The sequence below is a fragment of the Streptomyces sp. NPDC088812 genome, from assembly GCF_044750285.1.
In the GTDB taxonomy this organism is placed as follows: Bacteria; Actinomycetota; Actinomycetes; order Streptomycetales; family Streptomycetaceae; genus Streptomyces.
Genome location: NZ_JBIVJP010000001.1, coordinates 231,183 through 251,378 on the forward strand (window position 1 = coordinate 231,183; position 20,196 = coordinate 251,378).

At 73.1% G+C, this 20,196-nt stretch carries 11 protein-coding genes; 4 read left to right on the plus strand and 7 right to left on the minus strand.

Annotated features, from left to right (window positions below; genetic code table 11):
• Positions 1 to 72: 72 nt before the first annotated feature.
• On the minus strand, positions 73 to 1,206 hold the full coding sequence (locus tag ACIP67_RS01060) for an enolase C-terminal domain-like protein (protein WP_401685439.1): 1,134 nt from the start codon (positions 1,204 to 1,206) through the stop codon (positions 73 to 75).
• The gene (locus tag ACIP67_RS01065; RefSeq protein WP_401685442.1) at positions 1,203 to 3,047 is read right to left on the minus strand and encodes a thiamine pyrophosphate-requiring protein; all 1,845 of its coding nucleotides are present in this window, start codon (positions 3,045 to 3,047) and stop codon (positions 1,203 to 1,205) included. Before ACIP67_RS01065 ends, ACIP67_RS01060 begins: the two co-directional genes overlap by 4 nt.
• A gap of 509 nt (positions 3,048 to 3,556) precedes the next feature.
• Here ACIP67_RS01065 and ACIP67_RS01070 point away from each other — a divergent pair.
• Both ACIP67_RS01070 and ACIP67_RS01075 read left to right on the plus strand, forming a co-directional pair.
• Positions 3,557 to 4,651 (plus strand): glutamate--cysteine ligase, encoded by a 1,095-nt coding sequence (locus ACIP67_RS01070; RefSeq protein ID WP_401685445.1) that lies wholly within the window; start codon positions 3,557 to 3,559, stop codon positions 4,649 to 4,651.
• A 542-nt stretch (positions 4,652 to 5,193) separates the two neighbouring features.
• Positions 5,194 to 7,020 (plus strand): FAD-binding dehydrogenase, encoded by a 1,827-nt coding sequence (locus tag ACIP67_RS01075; RefSeq protein ID WP_401685448.1) that lies wholly within the window; start codon positions 5,194 to 5,196, stop codon positions 7,018 to 7,020.
• Between the two features lie 49 nt (positions 7,021 to 7,069).
• On the opposite strand, the gene meaB is transcribed toward ACIP67_RS01075, so the two are convergent.
• From meaB to ACIP67_RS01090, 3 genes are read right to left on the minus strand one after another with little or no spacing between them, the layout of a single operon-like run.
• On the minus strand, positions 7,070 to 8,068 hold the full coding sequence (gene meaB, locus ACIP67_RS01080) for a methylmalonyl Co-A mutase-associated GTPase MeaB (RefSeq protein WP_401685451.1): 999 nt from the start codon (positions 8,066 to 8,068) through the stop codon (positions 7,070 to 7,072).
• A gap of 5 nt (positions 8,069 to 8,073) precedes the next feature.
• Positions 8,074 to 10,266, minus strand: coding sequence for a methylmalonyl-CoA mutase (gene scpA / locus ACIP67_RS01085; protein WP_401685453.1), 2,193 nt, complete (start codon positions 10,264 to 10,266; stop codon positions 8,074 to 8,076).
• Entirely contained in the window at positions 10,266 to 12,074 is a 1,809-nt protein-coding gene (locus tag ACIP67_RS01090) for a methylmalonyl-CoA mutase family protein (protein WP_401685456.1), read from the minus strand. Before ACIP67_RS01090 ends, scpA begins: the two co-directional genes overlap by 1 nt.
• Before the next feature lie 265 nt (positions 12,075 to 12,339).
• On the opposite strand from ACIP67_RS01090, the gene ACIP67_RS01095 reads away from it, so the two are divergent.
• On the plus strand, positions 12,340 to 13,509 hold the full coding sequence (locus ACIP67_RS01095; RefSeq protein WP_401685459.1) for an amidinotransferase: 1,170 nt from the start codon (positions 12,340 to 12,342) through the stop codon (positions 13,507 to 13,509).
• A gap of 56 nt (positions 13,510 to 13,565) precedes the next feature.
• Positions 13,566 to 14,021: an RpiB/LacA/LacB family sugar-phosphate isomerase gene (locus ACIP67_RS01100; protein ID WP_401685462.1), complete on the plus strand. Its 456-nt coding sequence runs from the start codon at positions 13,566 to 13,568 to the stop codon at positions 14,019 to 14,021.
• A gap of 223 nt (positions 14,022 to 14,244) precedes the next feature.
• Here the strand turns inward: ACIP67_RS01100 and ACIP67_RS01105 are convergent, their stop codons facing one another.
• Both ACIP67_RS01105 and ACIP67_RS01110 read right to left on the minus strand, forming a co-directional pair.
• Positions 14,245 to 16,173 carry a PAS domain S-box protein gene (locus ACIP67_RS01105; protein WP_401685465.1) on the minus strand — a complete coding sequence of 643 codons (1,929 nt, stop codon included), beginning with the start codon at positions 16,171 to 16,173 and terminating at the stop codon, positions 14,245 to 14,247.
• A gap of 284 nt (positions 16,174 to 16,457) precedes the next feature.
• Positions 16,458 to 19,991: a DNRLRE domain-containing protein gene (locus tag ACIP67_RS01110; protein ID WP_401685468.1), complete on the minus strand. Its 3,534-nt coding sequence runs from the start codon at positions 19,989 to 19,991 to the stop codon at positions 16,458 to 16,460.
• Positions 19,992 to 20,196 lie beyond the last annotated feature (205 nt).

The following is a 20,196-nucleotide window of genomic DNA, read 5'->3' on the forward strand; positions in this document are numbered from 1 at the left end:
TTCCCTCCGTGCGTGGAGATGAGCGCGGCGGGGCCGTCCGGGCCGCCGCCGCTCATGCTCATACGCTCATGCTCATGTTGTGCGGTAGCGTTCCGCGGCCGTCCGGTCGAGGGTGAGGCCGTGCCCCGGCTCCCCGCCGGCGCCGGGCGTGACGGTTCCCCCCTCGGGGTCGAGCGTGCCGTGGAACAGCATGGTCTCGATCCGGACGTGGTCGTGGAACCACTCCAGGTGGCGGGTGTTGGGCACGGCGGCGGCGACGTGGGCGTGCAGATGGGGCGCGCAGTGGCCCGAGATGTGCAGCCCCAGTCCTTCGGCGACGGCGGCGGCGCGCAGCCACACGGTGACGCCACCGCAGCGGGTGACGTCGGCCTGGAGGCAGTCGACGGCGCCCGAGGCGGCCATCCGTGCGAAGTACGGCAGGTCGTAGCCGTACTCACCCGCCGCGACGTCCGCGGTGACGGCGTCCCGCACCTCCCGCAGCCCGGCCAGGTCGTCGGAGGAGACGGGCTCCTCCAGCCAGACGACGCCGAGGTCCGCCATGGCCGAGGCCATGCGCACGGCCTGCTTGCGGGTGTAGCCGCCGTTGGCGTCGACGTACAGTTCCGCCCCGTCGCCGACGGTCTGCCGGGCCAGCCGGACCCGGTGCAGGTCACGGGCCTCGCGGCTGCCCCAGGACTCACCGACCTTGATCTTCACGCGGTCGATGCCCTGCTCGGCCCAGCCCCGCAGCTGCTCCTCCAGCCGGTCGTCGTCGTACGTGGTGAGGCCGCCGCTGCCGTACACCGCGACCTCGTCGCGGGCCGCGCCCAGCAGCCGCACCAGGGGAAGGCCGAGCAGGTGGGCCTTGAGGTCCCACAGGGCGGTGTCGACCGCGGAGACGGCTCCGGCCGCGACGCCGGGCCGGCCGGTGTTGCGCACGGCCCGGCTCATCCGGTCGTTGGCGGCGGGCACGTCGAAGGCGTCGAACCCGACGACGAGGCCCGCCAGTTCGTCCGCGACGACCTGTGCGGCGGCGGCCGACCCGTAGGTCCAGCCGGTGCCGGTGCGGCCCGCCGCGGTGACCTCGGTGACGACCAGGGTGGTGGCGTCCCAGGTCAGGGTGGCGTCACCGCCGGGGAGGTCCGTGGGGACGCGGTAGGCGGAGACGGACAGCCGCTCCACGACCGGGCCGTCGCGCACCACCGCGGACGCCGCCGCCCGGTTCACGCGTGCTCGGAGCCGCTGTCGTGCCGTCCCGCACCGGGGCGGTCGGCCCGGTGCCGGCTGCCCGGCAGCATCTCCTGCACCTTGGCCTTGAAGCCCTGCTTGATCATGGAGCCGCGGTCGCTGTCGCCGTGCAGGATCGCGGAGGCGGCCGCCTCGATCTGGTCCAGGGAGGCGTGCGGCGGGATCGGCGGGACGGCCGGGTCGGTGCGGAAGTCGATGACGAAGGGCCGGTCCGCGGCGAGCGCCCGGTCCCAGGCGGCCTCCACGTGCTTGGGCTTCTCCACCCGCACGCCGTCCAGGCCGATCCGCTGCGCGATCTCCGCGTAGGGCAGGTCCGGGATGGCCTGCGACTCCTCGAACTGCGGGGCGCCGGACATGGCCCGCATCTCCCAGGTGACCTGGTTGAGGTCACCGTTGTTCAGCACCGCCACGATCAGCCGCGGATCGGACCACTCACGCCAGTACTTGGCGGCGGTGACCAGCTCCATCATGCCGTTCATCTGCATGGCGCCGTCGCCGACGAGGGCGATCGCCGGCCGGTCGGGGTGGGCGAACTTCGCGCCGATCGCGTACGGCACCCCCGGCCCCATCGTCGCCAGCGTGCCGGACAGCGAGCCCCGCATCCGGCCGCGCAGCCGCAGGTGGCGGGCGTACCAGTTGGCGGCGGAACCGGAGTCGGCGGCGACGATGGCGTCGTCGGGCAGCCTGCCGTCCAGGGCGTGCACCACGTACTCGGGGTTGACGGGGTCGGCGTCCACGGCGGCGCGCCGCTGCATCACCTCCCACCAGCGGGCGACGTTCTTCTCGACCTTCTCCCGCCAGGCGCGGTCCTCCTTGCGGTGCAGGCGTGGCAGCAGCCGTTGCAGCGTCTCGCGGGCGTCGCCGACGAGGTTCACCTCGAACGGGTAGCGCAGGCCGATCATGTGCGGGTCGATGTCGATCTGCACCGCCCGCGCCTGGTCCAGTTCCGGCATGAACTGCGTGTACGGAAAGCTGGAGCCGATCATCAGCAGGGTGTCGCAGTCCCGCATCAGCTCGTAGGAGGGGCGGGTGCCGAGCAGACCGATGGAACCGGTCACATAGGGAAGGTCGTCGGGCAGGACGTCCTTGCCCAGCAGGGCCTTGGCCACGCCCGCGCCGAGGACGTCCGCCAGCCGCTCGACCTCGGCGCGCGCACCCCGTGCGCCCTGACCGATCAGCACGGCGACCTTCTCACCCGCGTTCAGCACGTCGGCGGCCCGCTGGACGTCCTCGTCGGCCGGCACGGGCGCGTAGCGCCCCAGTCCGAGACTGGAGGGCACCATCTTGAAGGCGTGGGTGGGCGGGCTGTAGTCGAGTTCCTGCACGTCGGCGGGGAGGATGACCGCGGTGACGGTGCGCTTGGCGTACGCGGTGCGCAGGGCCCGGTCGATGAGGTTCGGCAACTGCTCGGGCACCATCGCCGTCTCGCAGAACTCCGAGGCGACGTCCTTGAACAGGTTCTGCAGGTCCACTTCCTGCTGGTACGAGCCGCCCATGGCGCTGCGGTTGGTCTGACCGACCAGAGCCACGACCGGCACGTGGTCGAGCTTGGCGTCGTACAGCCCGTTCAGCAGGTGGATCGCGCCCGGCCCGGACGTGGCCGCGCACACACCGACCCGGCCGGAGAACTTGGCGTACCCCACGGCCTGGAAGGCGGCCATCTCCTCGTGCCGCGCCTGCACGAACTTCGGCTTGTTCCCGGCGCGCCCCCAGGCCGCCAGCAGACCGTTGATGCCGTCGCCGGCGTAGGCGAAGACATGCTCCACGTCCCACTCGCGCAACCGCTGGAGGATGTAGTCGGACACCTTCGTGCTGGCCATGGGCACTCCGTTCCCGCTGCCGCGTGCTGCCTCTTCGTCTCGGCCCGTCCGTCCGGGCTGATCACAGCTGCCCGCCCGACACGCCACTGCATGGGTAACCGCGCGGGTCGGGGGAAAACGCGATGGCCGAGCCGTCACCCCCGCGGACCGCCGCCCTCCGGCGTCTGCCGCACCCGCCTCGCGGCGTCTGCCGCGTCCGACCTCGCGGCGTCTCCCGACCCTGCCTCGGCGTCTGCCGCCCCGTCCTCCGGCGTCTGCCGACCCCGTCTCGCGGCGTCTCCCGCCCCGCCCGCCCGGCTTTTTCGCGCGGGCTCGTGCGCGGCCTCGCTCCGGCGGCGCCCGCGCCGACCGGCCCGCGGCCCGATCCGAACGGGTGCGGTTGCGGGACTCCGCCATACGGCGCATCCTCAGGCAGCGGGGGAGACGCCGGGCACCCTCGTCAGCGGGTGTCCGGCCCGGAGCGTGTCCGCCCCGCCCGGGCGGCGCGTGGCGGGAACGGAGGGTCGGCGATGGCGTCGGTGGGTGTCGAGGAGGAGTACCTGCTGGTCGACCCGGTCACAGGCCGGCTGATGCCGCACGCGGAGAAGGTCCGGGCCGCGGCCGGGCTGGAACCGTTCGTCGCCGCGCGGGAGATCCAGCCGGAGCTGTTGCAGGCGCAGATCGAGGTGGCCACGCCGGTGTGCCACGCCCTGGACGAGGTCGGCGGGCACCTGCTGCGTCTGCGGCACGCCGTGGCCGGCTCCGCGGAGACGCACGGCTGCCGGATCATCGCCAGCGGCACCCCGCTGTTCCGGGAGGACACCCCCGTCCCGGTCACCGGCAAGACCCGCTACCGGATCATGCAGCGGCAGGCGCCGCAACTGGTCGCGGAGCAGATGGTCGACGGCATGCACGTGCACATCGCCGTTCCCGGCCGGCAGGCGGGCGTGGAGGTGCTCAACCGCATCCGGGGCTGGCTCCCGACGCTGACCGCCATGGCGGCGAACTCCCCGCTGTGGGACGGACGCGACACGGGCTTCGCCAGCTGGCGCACCGTCGTCTTCGGCCGCTGGCCGGTCAGTGGCGTCCCGCCGCACTTCGCCGACGAGCGGGACTACGACGCGCGGATACGGCGGCTGCTGTCCACCGGCGTCATCGGTGACGCCGGGCAGGTGTACTGGCAGGCCCGGCTGTCCGAGCGCTACCCCACGGTCGAGGTGCGCTGTATGGACGTACAACTGCGCGCCGACGACGCCGTGATGTTCGCCGGTCTGCTGCGCGCGCTGGTGGACACCGCCGTGTGCGAGGCGTGGGAGGGGCGTCCCGTGGTCGACCAGCATCCCGAGCTGGTGCAGGGGGCGATGTGGCAGGCGGCCCGCCACGGACTGGGCGGCGAGCTGATCGACACCGCCGGCCGGCGCCGTCCGGCGGGCGACGTGGTGTCCGGGCTGCTGGAGCACGTCGGTCCCGCGCTGGACGCGGCCGGTGACACCCGCGAGGTCACCGCCCTCGTGCACCGCCTCCTGCGGCAGGGCACCGGCGCGGACCGCCAGCGCCGGGCGCTGGCCGAGGGCGGCCCCGACGCCGTGCTCGCCCTGGTGGTGGAGGCCAGCGGCACACCGTGACGAACGGCCCCCACCGGGCCGGGCCCGAACGGCCGGGCGCCGCGCGGACCCGTCCGGACGCCGACCATCGCCTGCCGCGCGGACCGGGCCGGACGCCGACCATCGCTTGCCGCGCGGACCGGGCCGGACGCCGACTATCGCTTGCCGCGCGGACCGGGCCGGACGCCGACTATCGCTTGCCGCGCGGGCCGGGCCGGACGCCGGCCATTGCCCGCCGCCGCGCCCGTGCCGCCGTCCGGCATGACGCCCGCCCACCCCGCCGCACCCGGTGCCCGCCCACCGCACCCGGCAAGGCGTCGACCTCGTCCCGCCGGAGCCGGCAGGGCCGCTACCGGCGGTCCGCAGGACGGCCGGATGCTCTGCTGCATCACTCTGGCGCACCGGTACACCGTGAGCTACCTTCGGTAACTGCTACCGCAGGTAACCCCTTTCTCCCGGGCACCTCCCAGGTTTCTCCGAGGCCCCTGAGAGGTGCACCGAGGCCCCTGAGAGGTGCACCGCGCGCACCCTCCGCCCCGTCGCCCCGTTCCGGAAGGCAGGTCATGGAGAACAGACCAGAGCCCGCAGCGCATCCCGGCCCCGCCGCCGCGTCCTCCGCGGGGATCACCCGCCGCCACGCCCTCACCGTCGCGGGAGGTGCGCTCGCCGGCGCCGCGCTCGCCCAGGCGGCGGGCCCCGCCTTCGCCGCGACCGCCGCGTCGGCCGACGCCGACGCCATCGTCGTGGGCCACGGGCTGGCCGGGCTGGTCGCCACGGCGGAACTGGCCGCGGCCGGACGGAAGGTGCTGCTCCTGGACCAGGAGCCCGAGACCAACCTGGGCGGGCAGGCGTTCTGGTCCTTCGGCGGGCTGTTCCTCGTGGACTCCGCGGAGCAGCGGCTGATGGGCATCAAGGACTCGAAGGACCTGGCCTGGCAGGACTGGCTCGGCACGGCCGGCTTCGACCGCGGCGTCGACGACCCTGCCGGCCAGGACCACTGGGCCTACCGGTGGGCCGAGGCGTACGTCGACTTCGCCTCGGGGGAGAAGCGGTCCTGGCTGGCCGGACTCGGGGTGCAGTGGTTCCCGGTCGTCGGCTGGGCCGAGCGCGGCGGCGGCCTGGCGGACGGGCACGGCAACTCCGTGCCGCGCTTCCACGTCACCTGGGGAACCGGACCGGCGGTGGTCGAGCCGTTCGAGAAGAAGGTGCGGGCCGCGGTCGCGGACGGGACGGTGTCCTTCCGTTTCCGGCACCGGGTCGACGGCATCGTGACGACCGGGGGCGCCGTCACCGGCGTGCACGGCGCCGTCCTGGAACCCAGCGGCGCGGCGCGCGGCGAACCCACCTCCCGCACCGTGGTCGGCGAGTTCGAACTGAGCGCCCCCGTGGTGATCGTCACCTCCGGAGGCATCGGCGCCGACCACGACCTGATCCGGCAGAACTGGCCCGCCCGGCTCGGCACCCCGCCCCGCTCCATGATCACCGGTGTGCCCGCCCACGTGGACGGCCGCATGCTGGGGATCACCGGGAAGGCGGGCGGCCGCATCGTCAACCCCGACCGGATGTGGCACTACACCGAGGGCCTGCGCAACTACGCCCCGATCTGGCCGGGCCACGGCATCCGCATCCTGCCCGGACCGTCCTCGATGTGGTTCGACGCGACGGGCAAGCGCTTCAACAGCCCCGACATCCCCGGCTACGACACCCTCCACACCCTCAAGTCGATCACCGACACCGGATACGACCACTCCTGGTTCGTCACCACCCAGAAGATCATCGCGAAGGAGTTCGCGCTCTCCGGCTCCGAGCAGAACCCCGATCTCACCGAGAAGAACGTCTGGAAGCTCCTCTCCCGCATCTGGCAGACCCCCGAGCCGATCGAGCGGTTCAAGGAGAAGGGCGAGGACTTCGTCGTCGCCACGACCCTGCCCGACCTGGTCGCCGGGATGAACGAACTGACCGGGACCGGCCTGATCGACCTCGACGGGCTGAAGCGGCAGATCGAGGCCCGCGACCGTGAGATCGACAACCCGTACACCAAGGACGTACAGGTGATGGGCATCCGCAACGCCCTCGCCTACCCGGGGGACTCCCTCAGCCGTACGGCCTCCGCCCACCGCATCCTCGACCCGGACGCCGGCCCGCTGATCGCCGTACGCCTCAACATCCTCACCCGCAAGACCCTCGGCGGCCTCCAGACCGATCTCTCCGGACGGGTCCTGAACGCCTCCGGCGACCCGGTCGCCGGACTGTACGCGGCCGGTGAGGTCGCCGGCTTCGGCGGCGGCGGGGTGCACGGCTACCGCTCTCTGGAGGGCACCTTCCTCGGCGGCTGCCTCTTCTCCGGCCGGGCGGCGGGCCGCGCCGCGGCGGCGGCGACCGCGACCTGAGCCGCACGGCGGACGGCCCCCGCTTCGGCGCGCGCCCGGCACCCGGCCCTCACCCCGAGGGCCGGTCGCTCCCCCGGAAAGCGGCCAGAATGCGCTCGGCGGCCAGCGTGGCCGTCAACTCGCCGTCCCTGACCTGTCGTTCCAGGACGGGGGCGGCCGCGCGCACCGCGGGGTCGGCGTGCAGCCGGCCGAGCAGCTCGTCGCGGACCATCGCCCAGGTCCAGCCGACCTGCTGGTCGCGGCGCTTGGCGGCGAGGCGGCCGGTCGAGTCGAGCAGCGAGCGGTGCTGTTCGAGCCGCTCCCAGACGGTGTCCAGTCCGGCCGCGTCCCGGGCGCTGCAACTGAGCACCGGCGGGGTCCAGAACGCGTCTCCGCCGTGCATCAGCCGCAGCGCGCCCGCCAGTTCCCGTGCCGCCGCGCGGGCGTCGCGCTCGTGCGGGCCGTCCGCCTTGTTGACGGCGATCACGTCGGCCAGTTCCAGCACGCCCTTCTTGATGCCCTGGAGCTGGTCGCCGGTGCGGGCCAGCGTGAGCAGCAGGAAGGAGTCGACCATGTCGGCGACCGCGGTCTCGGACTGGCCGACGCCGACGGTCTCCACGAGGATCACGTCGTAGCCGGCCGCCTCCATGACCACCATCGACTCACGGGTGGCCTTGGCGACCCCGCCCAGCGTGCCCGCGCTGGGGGAGGGGCGCACGAAGGCGGCCGGGTCCACCGCCAGCCGCTCCATCCGGGTCTTGTCGCCCAGGATCGAGCCCCCGGTGCGAGTGGAGGACGGGTCCACGGCGAGCACCGCCACCCGGTGCCCGAGCGAGGTCAGCAGGGTGCCGAACGCGTCGATGAACGTCGACTTGCCCACCCCGGGCACCCCGCTCACCCCGATCCGCCGCGCCCGGCCGCCGTGCGGGAGCAGCTCGGTGAGCAACTCCTGCGCCAGCGCCCGGTGCTGGGGCCGGGTGGACTCGACGAGGGTGATGGCGCGGGCCACCAGGGCCCGCTTCCCGGCGAGCACACCCTTCACATAGGTGTCGAGCTCGATCGCTGCCATCGGCGCTACTGGCCGTGCCCGAGCTCGCCGGACAGCCGCTCGACCAGGTCGTACGCCGCGTCCGGGATCACCGTGCCGGGCGGGAACACGGCCGTCGCGCCCATCTCCAGCAGTGTCGGCACGTCCTGCGGCGGGATCACCCCGCCCACGACGATCATGATGTCCTCGCGTCCCTCCTCGGCGAGCTCCTCCCGCAACGCCGGCACGAGCGTGAGGTGCCCGGCGGCCAGCGACGAGACCCCGACGATGTGCACGTCCGCCTCGACGGCCTGGCGGGCCACCTCGGCCGGGGTCTGGAACAGCGGGCCGACGTCGACGTCGAAGCCGAGGTCGGCGAAGGCCGTGGCGATCACCTTCTGGCCGCGGTCGTGGCCGTCCTGGCCCATCTTGGCGACCAGGATGCGCGGGCGGCGGCCCTCCGCCTCCTCGAAGCTCCTCACCAGCGCGCGGGTGCGGTCCACGGAAGGGGACTCCCCTGCTTCGTTGCGGTACACGCCGGAGATGGTACGGATCCGGCTCGCGTGCCGCCCGTACACCTTCTCCAGGGCGTCGGAGATCTCCCCGACGGTCGCCTTGGCGCGGGCCGCGCGCACCGCCAGCTCCAGCAGGTTGCCGTCGCTCCCGGCGGCCCGCGTCAGCGCGTCCAGCGCGTCCCGGCAGGCCCCCTCGTCGCGCTCCTCCCGCAGCCGCCGCAGCTTCTCGATCTGCCGGCCGCGCACCGAGGAGTTGTCGACCTTGAGGACCTCGATCTGCTCGTCGCTCTCCACCCGGTACTTGTTCACCCCGACGACCGGCTGGCGCCCCGAGTCGATCCGGGCCTGGGTGCGCGCGGCGGCCTCCTCCACCCGCAGCTTGGGGATGCCGGCGTCGATGGCCTGCGCCATGCCGCCCGCCTGCTCCACCTCCTGGATGTGCTGCCAGGCACGGCGGGCGAGGTCGTACGTCAGCTTCTCCACGTACGCGCTGCCGCCCCACGGGTCGATGGCCCGCGTCGTGCCGGACTCCTGCTGGAGCAGCAGCTGGGTGTTGCGGGCGATGCGCGCCGAGAAGTCGGTGGGCAGCGCCAGCGCCTCGTCGAGGGCGTTGGTGTGCAGCGACTGGGTGTGGCCCTGGGTCGCCGCCATCGCCTCCACACACGTCCGGGTGACGTTGTTGAACACGTCCTGGGCGGTCAGTGACCAGCCGGAGGTCTGCGAATGGGTGCGCAGCGACAGCGACTTGGGGTTCTGCGGGTCGAACTGCCGGACCAGCTTGGCCCACAGCAGGCGCGCCGCGCGCAACTTGGCGATCTCCATGAAGAAGTTCATGCCGATCGCCCAGAAGAAGGAGAGCCGGGGGGCGAACGCGTCCACGTCCAGGCCCGCCTCCCGCCCCGCCCGGATGTACTCCACGCCGTCGGCCAGCGTGTACGCCAGCTCCAGGTCGGCCGTCGCGCCCGCCTCCTGGATGTGGTAGCCGGAGATGGAGATGGAGTTGTAGCGGGGCATCCGCTGCGAGGTGAAGGCGAAGATGTCGGAGATGATCCGCATCGACGGCTTCGGCGGGTAGATGTAGGTGTTGCGGACCATGAACTCCTTGAGGATGTCGTTCTGGATGGTCCCGGCCAGCATCGTAGGCGGCACGCCCTGCTCCTCCGCCGCCACGATGTACAGCGCGAGCACCGGCAGCACGGCGCCGTTCATCGTCATCGACACCGTCATCCGGTCCAGCGGGATGCCGTCGAAGAGCTGCCGCATGTCGAGGATGGAGTCGATCGCCACGCCCGCCATGCCGACGTCACCGGTCACCCGCGGGTGGTCGCTGTCGTACCCCCGGTGCGTGGGCAGGTCGAAGGCGACCGACAGGCCCTTCTGCCCGGCCGCCAGGTTGCGCCGGTAGAACGCGTTGGACTCCTCCGCCGTGGAGAAGCCCGCGTACTGGCGGATCGTCCAGGGCTGGTTGACGTACATCGTCGGGTACGGGCCGCGCAGGTACGGGGCGATGCCCGGATAGGTGCCGAGGAAGTCCAGGCCCTCCAGGTCCTGCCCGGTGTAGAGCGGCTTGACCGCGATGCCCTCCGGCGTCTCGAAGCGCAGGTCCGTCCCGTCGGTCACCTTCTTGACGGCGGCGCGCCACTCGTCGGGCCCGACGCCGGCGGTCGGGGTCCCCAGCTCGATCCCGGAGAAGTCGGGGACGGAAGGGCCGGAGGAGACGGACATCAGGACACTCCCATGCGGTCGAGCGTGGCGGCGAGCACGGTGACGGCGTCACAGCCCGCGAAGACGTAGGTGTCGACTCCCTCGTACGGTCCGGGACGGCCCGCGAGGAACACGTGCGCGGCGCCCGCCGCCCGCAGCTCCCGGGCGGCGGCCTCGGCCCGCTCCTCGTACAGCGCGTCGCTGGAGCACAGACAGACCTCGCCGGCCCCGCTGTGTTCGAAGCCGCCCTCGGTGACGGGCTCGATGCCCCCCGCCTGGAACAGGTTCGCGGCGAAGGAGAGCCGCGCGGTGTGCGCGGAGGCCGGGCCGAGGGCCGCCAGGTACACGCGCGGCCGGGCACCGGTGGCGGCCAGGTGGGCGTCGGAACGGGCGCGCAGCGCCTCGAACGCCTCGTCGCGCCGCACCCGCGGCAGACCGCCGGACGGCGGTTCGGGCGCGGGCTCGCGCACCAGCGGCTGCTCGGCCAGGTGCGGGAACTCGCTGACGCCGGTGACCGGTTCCCGGCGCTTGGCGAGCTTCGCGGCGCGCACCGCCCACGTCTCGGCGAGCCGCTCCCGCACCAGCCCGGAGCGCAGGGCGGCGGCCTGACCGCCGGCCCGCTCCAGGGTGCGGAAGAACTCCCAGCCCGCCCGGGCCAGTTCGTCGGTGAGCCGCTCCACGTACCAGGAGCCGCCCGCCGGGTCGATCACCCGGGAGAGGTGGGACTCCTCGATGAGGATCGTGGAGGTGTTGCGGGCGATGCGCCGCGCGAACGCGTCCGGCAGACCGAGCGCGTGGTCGAACGGCAGCACGGTGACGGCGTCCGCGCCGCCCGTACCCGCTGCCAGGGTGGCGATGGTCGTGCGCAGCATGTTCACCCACGGGTCACGGCGCGTCATCATCACCGGCGAGGTCACCGCGTGCTGGAGCTGGGCACCCGCCCCCGTCGCCCCGCACACCTCGGCGACGCGCGCCCACAGCCGGCGCGCGGCCCGCAGCTTGGCGATGGTAAGGAACTGGTCGGCGCCGGCCGCGTACCTGAACTCCAGCTGCCCGCACGCCTGTTCGACGCTCAGCCCCGCCTCGGTCAGCTCGCGCAGATACGCCACGCCGGTCGCCAGCGAGCAGCCCAGCTCCTGCGCGGCCGAACCGCCGGCCTCGTGGTACGGCAGCGCGTCCACGGTCAGCGCCCGCAGCCGCGGGTACCGCTCGGCGCACTCCCGTGCGAGCGCGGCCACGGCCGGGACGTCGTAGGGCCGTCCGGTGCGCGCCTCGTGCCCCAGCGGGTCGGCGCCCAGGCTGCCGCGCACCGCGTCCGCGTCGACCCCCCGCTCCTCGTACAGCCGCCACAACTCCCGTGCGGCCGGGCCGGTTTCCGCGCCCGCGTCCAGGACGACGGGCGCCAGGTCGAGGTGGACGCCGTCGAGCACCCGGCCGAGCGCCGACACCGGGATGCCGCCCTCGCCGAGGACCAGCCACAGGGAGGTGACACCGTTCTCCAGGTCGGTGAGGACCGCGCCGCCGTCCACCGCCGTGTGCCGCTGGCGCACGTCCCAGCCGCCGACCGTGTTGCCCTCCGCCCGTCCGCCGCGCACGAACGGCGCGAAGCCGGGCAGACCCGGGTCGGGCGCGGTGTCGCGCGCGGTGTACAGGGGCCGGACCCCGAGCCCGTCCTCCAGCACGCCGGCCAGGGCGTCCTCGGCCGCGTCGCCCGTGACGTCCCGGCCCGCCCTGCGCAGGACACCCGTCACCAGCTGCTGCCACTGTTCATGCGTCGCGTCGGGGAACTCGGCAGCCAGCGCGAGCCCGTCGTCAGGCAGGACCGTCATGCCCGGATGCTAGGGCAGAGCGGTCAACGAGCAGCAGAGGGCGCGGCTGTGACCTTCTTCTCCCCGGCGGAGTGACGCGTACCGCTTCACCGTACGGGCCCGCCGCGCCGTCATCGGGTCGGCGGCGCGCGCGGGCGCCCGCCGCGCCGACGGACCGGGAGCTTCCGGACGGCCCCGCCCGGCTCGCCGGACCCGTGGCCAGGAACGATGATCGGAGCAGGAAGCCGGGTGCGGGCACCCCCCGGACCGACGACGGGAGGCGACGATGGCCACCTCGGACCCGGGAGCCGGGGACCGCGACGAACGGCTCTGCCACCCGGGTGACACCGCCGCGTCCCGCCCCGCCGGGGAGTCCCTCGTCCCGCCGGTGAACTCGCACAACGAGTGGGACCCGCTGGAGGAGATCGTCGTCGGGCGGCTCGACGGCGCGACGATCCCCTCCCGGCACCCGGTCGTCGCCTGCAACATCCCGCCCTGGGCGGCACGGGCGCAGGGGCTCGCCGCGGGTCTGCGGTACCCGCGCGTCCTGGTGGAACGGGCGCGGCACGAGCTGGACGAGTTCATCGCCCTGCTGCGGTCCCTCGGCGTCACGGTCCGGCGCCCCGACGCGGTCGACCACCGGCAGCGCTTCGGCACACCCGACTGGTCGTCCCGGGGCTTCTGCAACACCTGTCCGCGCGACAGCCTGCTGGTCGTCGGCGACGAGATCATCGAGACGCCGATGGCCTGGCCCTGCCGGTACTTCGAGACCCACTCCTACCGCGCGCTCCTCAAGGACTACTTCCGGCGCGGCGCACGCTGGACGGCCGCCCCCAGACCGCAGCTGACCGACGACCTCTTCGACGCTGACTTCCGCGTCCCCGGGCCCGGCGAGCCGATGCGCTACGTCCTCACCGAGTTCGAGCCGGTCTTCGACGCGGCGGACTTCGTGCGCGCCGGACGCGATCTGTTCGTCACCCGGAGCAACGTCACCAACGGCATGGGCATCGACTGGCTGCGCCGGCACCTCGGACCCGGCTACCGGGTCCACGAGATCCACAGCCGCTGCCGCACGCCCATGCACATCGACACCACCTTCCTCCCGCTCGCGCCCGGCAAGGTGCTGGTCAACCCCGAGTACGTCGACGTCGACCGCCTCCCCGAGGTCCTGCGGTCGTGGGAGGTCCTGGTCGCGCCCGAGCCCGAACCGATCGCCGACCCGCTGCTCAGGGTCGCCTCGATGTGCGGCCGATGGCTCAACATGAACGTCCTCATGATCGACGAGAAGCGGGTGATCGCGGAGCGGCACCACACCGGGATGCTGCGCGCGCTCGAAGGGTGGGGCTTCGAGCCGATCCCGTGCGACCTGCTGCACTACGCGCCGTTCGGCGGCTCGTTCCACTGCGCGACGCTCGACATCCGGCGCCGCGGCACCCTGGAGTCCTACGTCGACTGAACCGGGCCCCGGCCCGCGGTGGCGTCGGAAACCGCGCACTCAGTAGGCTTCCTGCCATGCGGATCTCCGTCTCCTCCGACATGGACGAACCCGTGGCCCGCGCCCTCGTCGCCGCCCTGCGCGGCCGCGGGCACGACGTCGTGACGCACGGCGCGCTGCACCCCGGCGCCGACCCCCAGTGGGCGGTCTGCTCGGCCGCCGCGGCCCGGGACGTCGCCGACGGAACCTCGGAGCAGGCCGTGGTGTGCTGCTGGACCGGCACGGGCGCCTCGATCGCCGCGAACAAGGTGCCCGGTGTCCGCGCCGCCCTGTGCACCGACGCCTACACGGCCGACGGCGCCCGCCGCTGGAACGACGCCAACGTCCTCGCGCTCAGCCTGCGCCTCACCTCCGAGCCGCTGCTCGAGGAGATCCTCGACGCCTGGTTCACGGGCCGGCCCGCCGAGGCCGCCGAGGACCGGGCGAACGTGGCTCACGTCGACCGGCTCGACCGGACCCGGACCGGCCCCTGAGGGGGAACCCGTCCACCGCGTTGCTCCGGATGGGCCGACCGGCCCTGGCGGGTACCCGGCGGCCGGGAGAGGGTGGGAAGGCACGGACCGGAACCCACCTCCCGCCGCACCCCGATCCGGAAGGGACCCCCAGATGTCCGTCGACACCCGGCGAAAGGTCGCCGACTGGACCTGGGACGGCTGACCGGCGGGCCCGCGGGCGCCCGGACCCGGGCGCACGGCGTCACAAGGTCAGCGTGAACCACGTCGTCTTCCCCTCGTCGGTCGGCCGTACGCCCCAGCCGTCGGCGAGGGCACCGACCAGGACCAGTCCGCGCCCGGACTCCTCGTCCTCGGCGGCGGGGCGCGGCTCGGGCAGGCGCGGGCTGCGGTCGCCGACCTCGACCGTGAGGGCGGTGGCCGTGCGGTGCAGGCGCAGGGAGAGGGGCCCCTCGGCGTGCTGCACGGCGTTGGTCAGGGTCTCCGACAGCAGCAGGAGGGCGTCGTCGGTACGGTCCGTGCAGTCCCACGAGGTCAGCGCCTTGTGCAGGACGGCGCGACCCTCCCGCACGGAGGCCGGGTCGGCGGGCAGTTCGGCGGTGACGGCCGCGAGCGGCGCGACGGGCAGCTGCGCGAGCAGCAGGGTGACGTCGTCGTTGTGGCTGTCGGGGTCCGGTAGCAGCCCCGCCAGCAGCTGGTCCGCCGCGGCCTCCAGGCAGGGCGTGCCGGAGAACAGGTCCGTCAGGAGGGCGGTGAGTTCACCGAGCCGCATCTCGATGTCGCTGCCCGGCGTCTCGATCAGACCGTCCGTGTACAGCACCAGGGTGGAGCCCGGCGGTATCTCCGCGCGGGACTGCTCGTACGACACGCCGCCCACGCCGAGGGGCGCGTTGACCGGCCCGTCGAGCGCCTGCACGCCGCCGCCGGGCCCGGCGACCAGGACCGGCAGATGGCCCGCCGAGCAGAGGGTCACCGTGCCCGTGTCGGGGGCGATCACCAGGTAGCAGCAGGTGACGAGCTGGTCGGGCACGTCGAGGTCGGCGACGCAGGTGTCGAGCGCCCGCATCAGCTGCCGCGGCTGCATCCCGGTCTTGGCCAGGGCGTGCGCGGCCGAGCGCAACTGGCCCATCACGGCGGCCGCTTCGAGGCCCCGGCCCATCACGTCACCGATCAGCACGCCCACCCGGTCGTCGCCCAGCGGGATCAGGTCGAACCAGTCGCCGCCCACGCCGGCGCCCTGGGTGGCGGGCCGGTAGCGGCTGGCGGTGGCCAGGCCGGGCAGTGCGGGCGGGGTGCCCATCAGGCTGCGCTGGAGGGTGAGCGCGATGTGCCGCTGCTGCTCGTACAGGGCGGTCAGTTCGGCCTCCGCACGCTTGCGGTCGCTGATGTCCCGCACGATCGCGCACGCCCCGACGACCGTGCCGAGGGTATCCCGCGTCGGCCACAGTGTGACGTCCACGTCCAGCAGCGTCCCGGTGCGGGTGACCCGCAGCGCCTCGAAGTGTTCCACCTTCCGGCCCCGCCGCAGCCGTTTCAGCAGCGCCCTGACCTCGCCGCGCAGCTCCGGCGGGGCGAGCAGGGAGACGTGCCGGCCGATGGCCTCCTCGGCGGTGTGGCCGTACAGGCGCTGGGCGGCGGCGTTCCAGTAGGTGATGTGCCCGTCGAGGGTGTGGGCGAGGATCGCGTCCTGCGAGGACTCCACGAGCGCGGCCAGCTCGTTGATGCGGGCCTCGGCCGCCTTGCGGTCGCTGACGTCCCGGACGGCCGCCGACACCAGCATGCCGTCCGCGGTCTCCAGCGGGCTCAGGCTGATCTCGACCGGGAACTCCGTGCCGTCCTTGCGCAGCCCGTGCAGGGCGAGCCCGGCGCCCATGGGACGGACCTGCCGGTTGGCCGCGTAACCGCCGCGGTGGGCGGTGTGGTGGCTGCGGAAACGGTGCGGCATCAGCAGTTCGACCGGACGGCCGAGCAGTTCCTCGCGGCCGTAGCCGAACAGCGCCTCCGTCTGGGCGTTGACGAGCCGGATGACGCCCGAGTCGTCGACGATCACCATCGCGTCCGGTGCCGCCTCCAGCAGCCCCCGGAACCGTTCCTCGGCCCCGCCCTCCCTCAGGGGGACGCGGCAGCCGCACCGTTGTCGTTCCGCCGGCTCCACCTGCACCAAGTCGGCCATCGTCCACCTCACTTCGCGCGATGCCTGGAGTCATCACACCGCCTTCACACTCTCTCCGCTCCGTGATGTCGTTTACTGACCGTTCCCGCTCGAAGCCGACGGAGTTCTGCCGACGTCGCATCGGGCGGAGCGGCTGGGACGCACCGGAACCGGCCGGCCCGCTCCGCCCTCCGGGACACGGAAGCGGGGCCGGAGTCCTTGAGGACCCCGGCCCCGCGACGGGACGACGGTGCGGAGCGGCGGCCGGCCGGGGCCAGGTGCCCCCGGCGGACCGCCGCCGCCGGTCAGCCGAACATCAGCTTGGTCGTGCCCCAGAGGCTGTCCGCGCTGATCACCGCCGTCCCCGTGCCGATCGTCGCCGCGCCGCCCTTGTAGAAGTAGATGCTGCCGGCGCTGGACAGGGCCCAGATGTCGGGGATGGCGTCGCCGGTGACGTCCGGGGTGCCGCGCAGGTGGGTGACGGGCACGGTGGTGGTGTCCCAGCCCTCGGCGTAGATCTCGTCGGCGCCCGTCTTCGAGGCCGCCGCGGTGGCGAGGGAGGCGATGGTGGAGCCGCCCGCGCTGTCCGCCACGCCGTACCGCAGGTACAGGCGGCTGGAGGCTCCCGAGCGCCACAGCAGGTCGGGGGCGCCGTCCTTGTCGTGGTCGCCGACCGAGACCAGGTCGCGGTCCAGCCACGCCGTCGACGCGATCTTGGTGAGCGTCAGGAAGGTGGCGCCGGTGTAGCCCTCGAAGGCCCACATCTCGCCGCCGGTGGCGGTGGCGAACAGGTCGGCGCGGCCGTCGGCGTCGTAGTCGCCCACGATGATCTGGTCGAACGTCGCCGGGTCCGGGGCGCCGGACGGCAGCCGGACGGTCACCCGCTGGGAGATGTCGACGCCGCCGTAGCCGTCACCGGGGTAGACGTACAGCTTGCCGTCGGGCATGCGGGCGAAGAGGTCACCGACGCCGTCGGCCGCGACCGCGTCGCCGCCGTGGGCGATCAGCGCCGGCTTGCCGTCGCTGCCCATCCAGTAGCCCGGCAGGTGGTCCTCGCCGTCGCCGTCCGGGTCGGAGAGCAGACCGACGCCGTCGTCCTGGCCGGCCTCCAGGCCGACGTGCAGGTCACCGGTGGTCATCGACGGGTACATGAGCAGGTTGCCGTTGGAGCTGATCGCGTACAGGTCCGCGATGCCGTCGCCGGTGGTGTCGCCGGGCTTGTCGGCGGCGTCGCGCGGGGTGACGTAGAACAGGTACTTGGTGCCCAGGGACGGGTTGCCCGCGCTGTCCACGGCCCGCACGTACAGCACGTTGGGTCCGGCGGTGGGCGGCGTGAGCGACACGGTCGCCGAGGCGCCCGCCGTGACGGTCTTGTTGCTGGCGTAGGTGGTGGTGTTGAAGGACCACTCGAACTTGGTGATGTCGGTGTCCTCGTCCGGCGCGATCGTGAAGTTGCCGGCGGTGCCGAACTTCACCGTCGACCAGATCGATCCGTCCTCGTCCGCCGCCGGGAAGGCGGTCGACGACACCAGCGGCTCGTTGGGCTTGTCGCTGTCGAAGATGAACCGGCACACGTACGGGTCGGAGGTCGGCGCGTACGACGAGGCCGCCCCGCTGGCGTCGATGGCGCGCACCCGCCAGGAGTACTGGTAGCCGTTGGTGAACGAGGTCTTGGCGACGGTGGCGGAGGCCTTGCCGGCGCTGGTCACCGTGACGTTCTTGTCGAGGATCTTGTCGTCGCCGTAGCCGGTGCGCCACAGCTCGAAGTCCAGGTACTTCAGGTCCTGCTTGGTGGAGGTGTCGTCGGGGTCGGAGGACACCGCCGACAGCGTCAGGTCGCGCTTGCCGATGTGGATGTAGGGCGTGGTGCGGTCACAGCTGCCGCCGGGGGACTGGGCGACCGAGGTCGGCGTCTTCGGCTTGCGGTTGTAGACCAGGGTGAGCTTGGGCGCGCTGTCGCCCTCGGCCCGGAACTTCTTCCAGGCGTACGCCGAGTCCTCGGTGGTGGCGCGCAGACCGATCGTCATCGAGGACCAGCCGCCGTCGGCGGCGTCCTGGGCGACGGACTTGGCGTCGTAGCTGACGTAGGCGTCCGGGCAGGACGAGTTGTAGCCGTTCGCGAACGACTTGGTGCCGATCTCCGACTTCCAGTCCGGCTGGTTGTTCCAGGTCGTCTTGGAGGAGATGCTTCCGGTCAGCCACACCTGCATCTCGCGCGCGGAGCACGACCAGGAGTACGTCTCGCGCAGCCGGATGGAGGCGGAGGAGACGTGGGCGCCCTTGATGCTGGTGGACCAGCCGAGGCGGAAGAAGGAGCGCGACAGGCCCCAGGTGGTCGACTCGTAGCCGACGCGCGCCTCGGTGGTGCCGGTGTTGTAGTTGGCGCCGTCGTAGAAGCTGGAACTCGGGTACTTCTTGTACGCCGTGGTCCAGTTCTTCGTCTTGCCGTAGATCGTGGGGTCGATGAAGACCGGGTAGACGGTGCTCTCGTCGGCGAGCAGGTCCGCGTCGGGGAGGAGGGTCAGGCCGGTGGAGGCGGCACCGGGCGCGGTCAGCTTCGCGTCGGCGGCGGCCAGGTGGGTGCCGGGGTCGGCTCCGGCGAGGCCGGGCAGGGCGAACACCTGCTCGTCGGTGAGGGCGGTGGGCACGCCGTCGGCGTACGCGGCCTGCCGCAGGACGGCCGAGCCGGCCCGGACGGAACCGGCCCCGGTCGAGCCGTGGAAGGCGGCCGGGTCGGCGGTGGACCCCTCGGACGCGGTGGGCTCCTCGGACGCGGCCGGCGCGTCCGTGTCCAGTCCGTCCTCGGGGACGGCCTTCTCGTCGGGAACCGGGGCGCCGGCCTCCTCCGAGTACGACGGTGCCGGCTCCGCGGCCTCCTCCGTCGGCTCGGGGTCGTCGCCCTCGGTGGCGGCGTACGTTCCCGCGGAGTCCCACAGGTAGGGGGTGGGGGAGACGGCTATCTCCTGGCCGTCGCGGTCCTTGCCGCTGACGACCTTGGTGACCGGGTCCAGGTGGAAGGTCAGGTCCGGCGACGACAGCCCGTACGACAGCCCGGTCAGCGCCGCGTCCTTCGCGGCCTGCGCGCTGTGCACGATCAGGACGTGGCTGAAGCCGCTGGCCTGCGCGGTCAGCATGAGGTCGACGCCGTCGAAGACGTTCCGGTACAGGGCGCTCGAGCCGCTGATGACGGGTTCGGGCAGGGTGCCGGGCCAGCTCAGGGTGACGTCGTGGCCGTCGCTGGTCATGGTGGCCAGCTCGGAGTAGTTCTCGGTGGCGTCGGCGACCTGCACGGCGTCACCGCCGGTCGCGACGGTGAAGACGGCGGGCTGAACGGTCGTCCCACCGCCACGGCCGGCCGCGGAGGCCTTGCGCGCGCGGGAATCGGACGTGGAACCGGAACCGGAACTGGTGGTGGAGCCCTTGCCGCCGCCGGAGAACACGACGGGATCGACCGAGGCCTTGGCCGCCCAGCCGCCGCCGTCCGTCTCGGCCAGCGTGGTGTCGATGGGCTTCCACACTCCGTCGACCTTGGCCCGTACGGGGGCGCCGTAGGTGACGAGTTCGAAGCTGCCGTCCGGGCGCGCGTACGTCGTGGACGTCTCGTCGCGCAGGGCGGTGACCTCGACGCGCTTGCCCGTGGAGACGGCCCTCTGCTGGGCGCCGTCCTGGGTCAGAGGGCCGTCGTCGGCCTTCTTCGTCACGGCTGGGGAGTCCGCGGTCCCCGGATCGTCGAACCACGGCACGGTGAGCAGGCCGACGCCGATCGCGCCGGCGACTAGTGCGCCCACCCCTGCCCGCCCGCGTCTGGACGCGGGCAGGCCGAAGCGACGACGTTCCATGGTGCTGCGTCCCCTCCCCCTGGAATTCCGGATCGCCCGGAACTCGGTGAGCTCCCTGTGCATCCCGGCCGTAATACCTGTCAGGTCTCCGGGAAAGCGAGCACAGAGCATGGCTGATGCCGGGGGATTGCGCCACACCGGTCGATCCCCTTTGCCTTTCCGTGACCTCTCGGGCGGAGTCGTCGGGCTCGCTCATCCGTCTAGT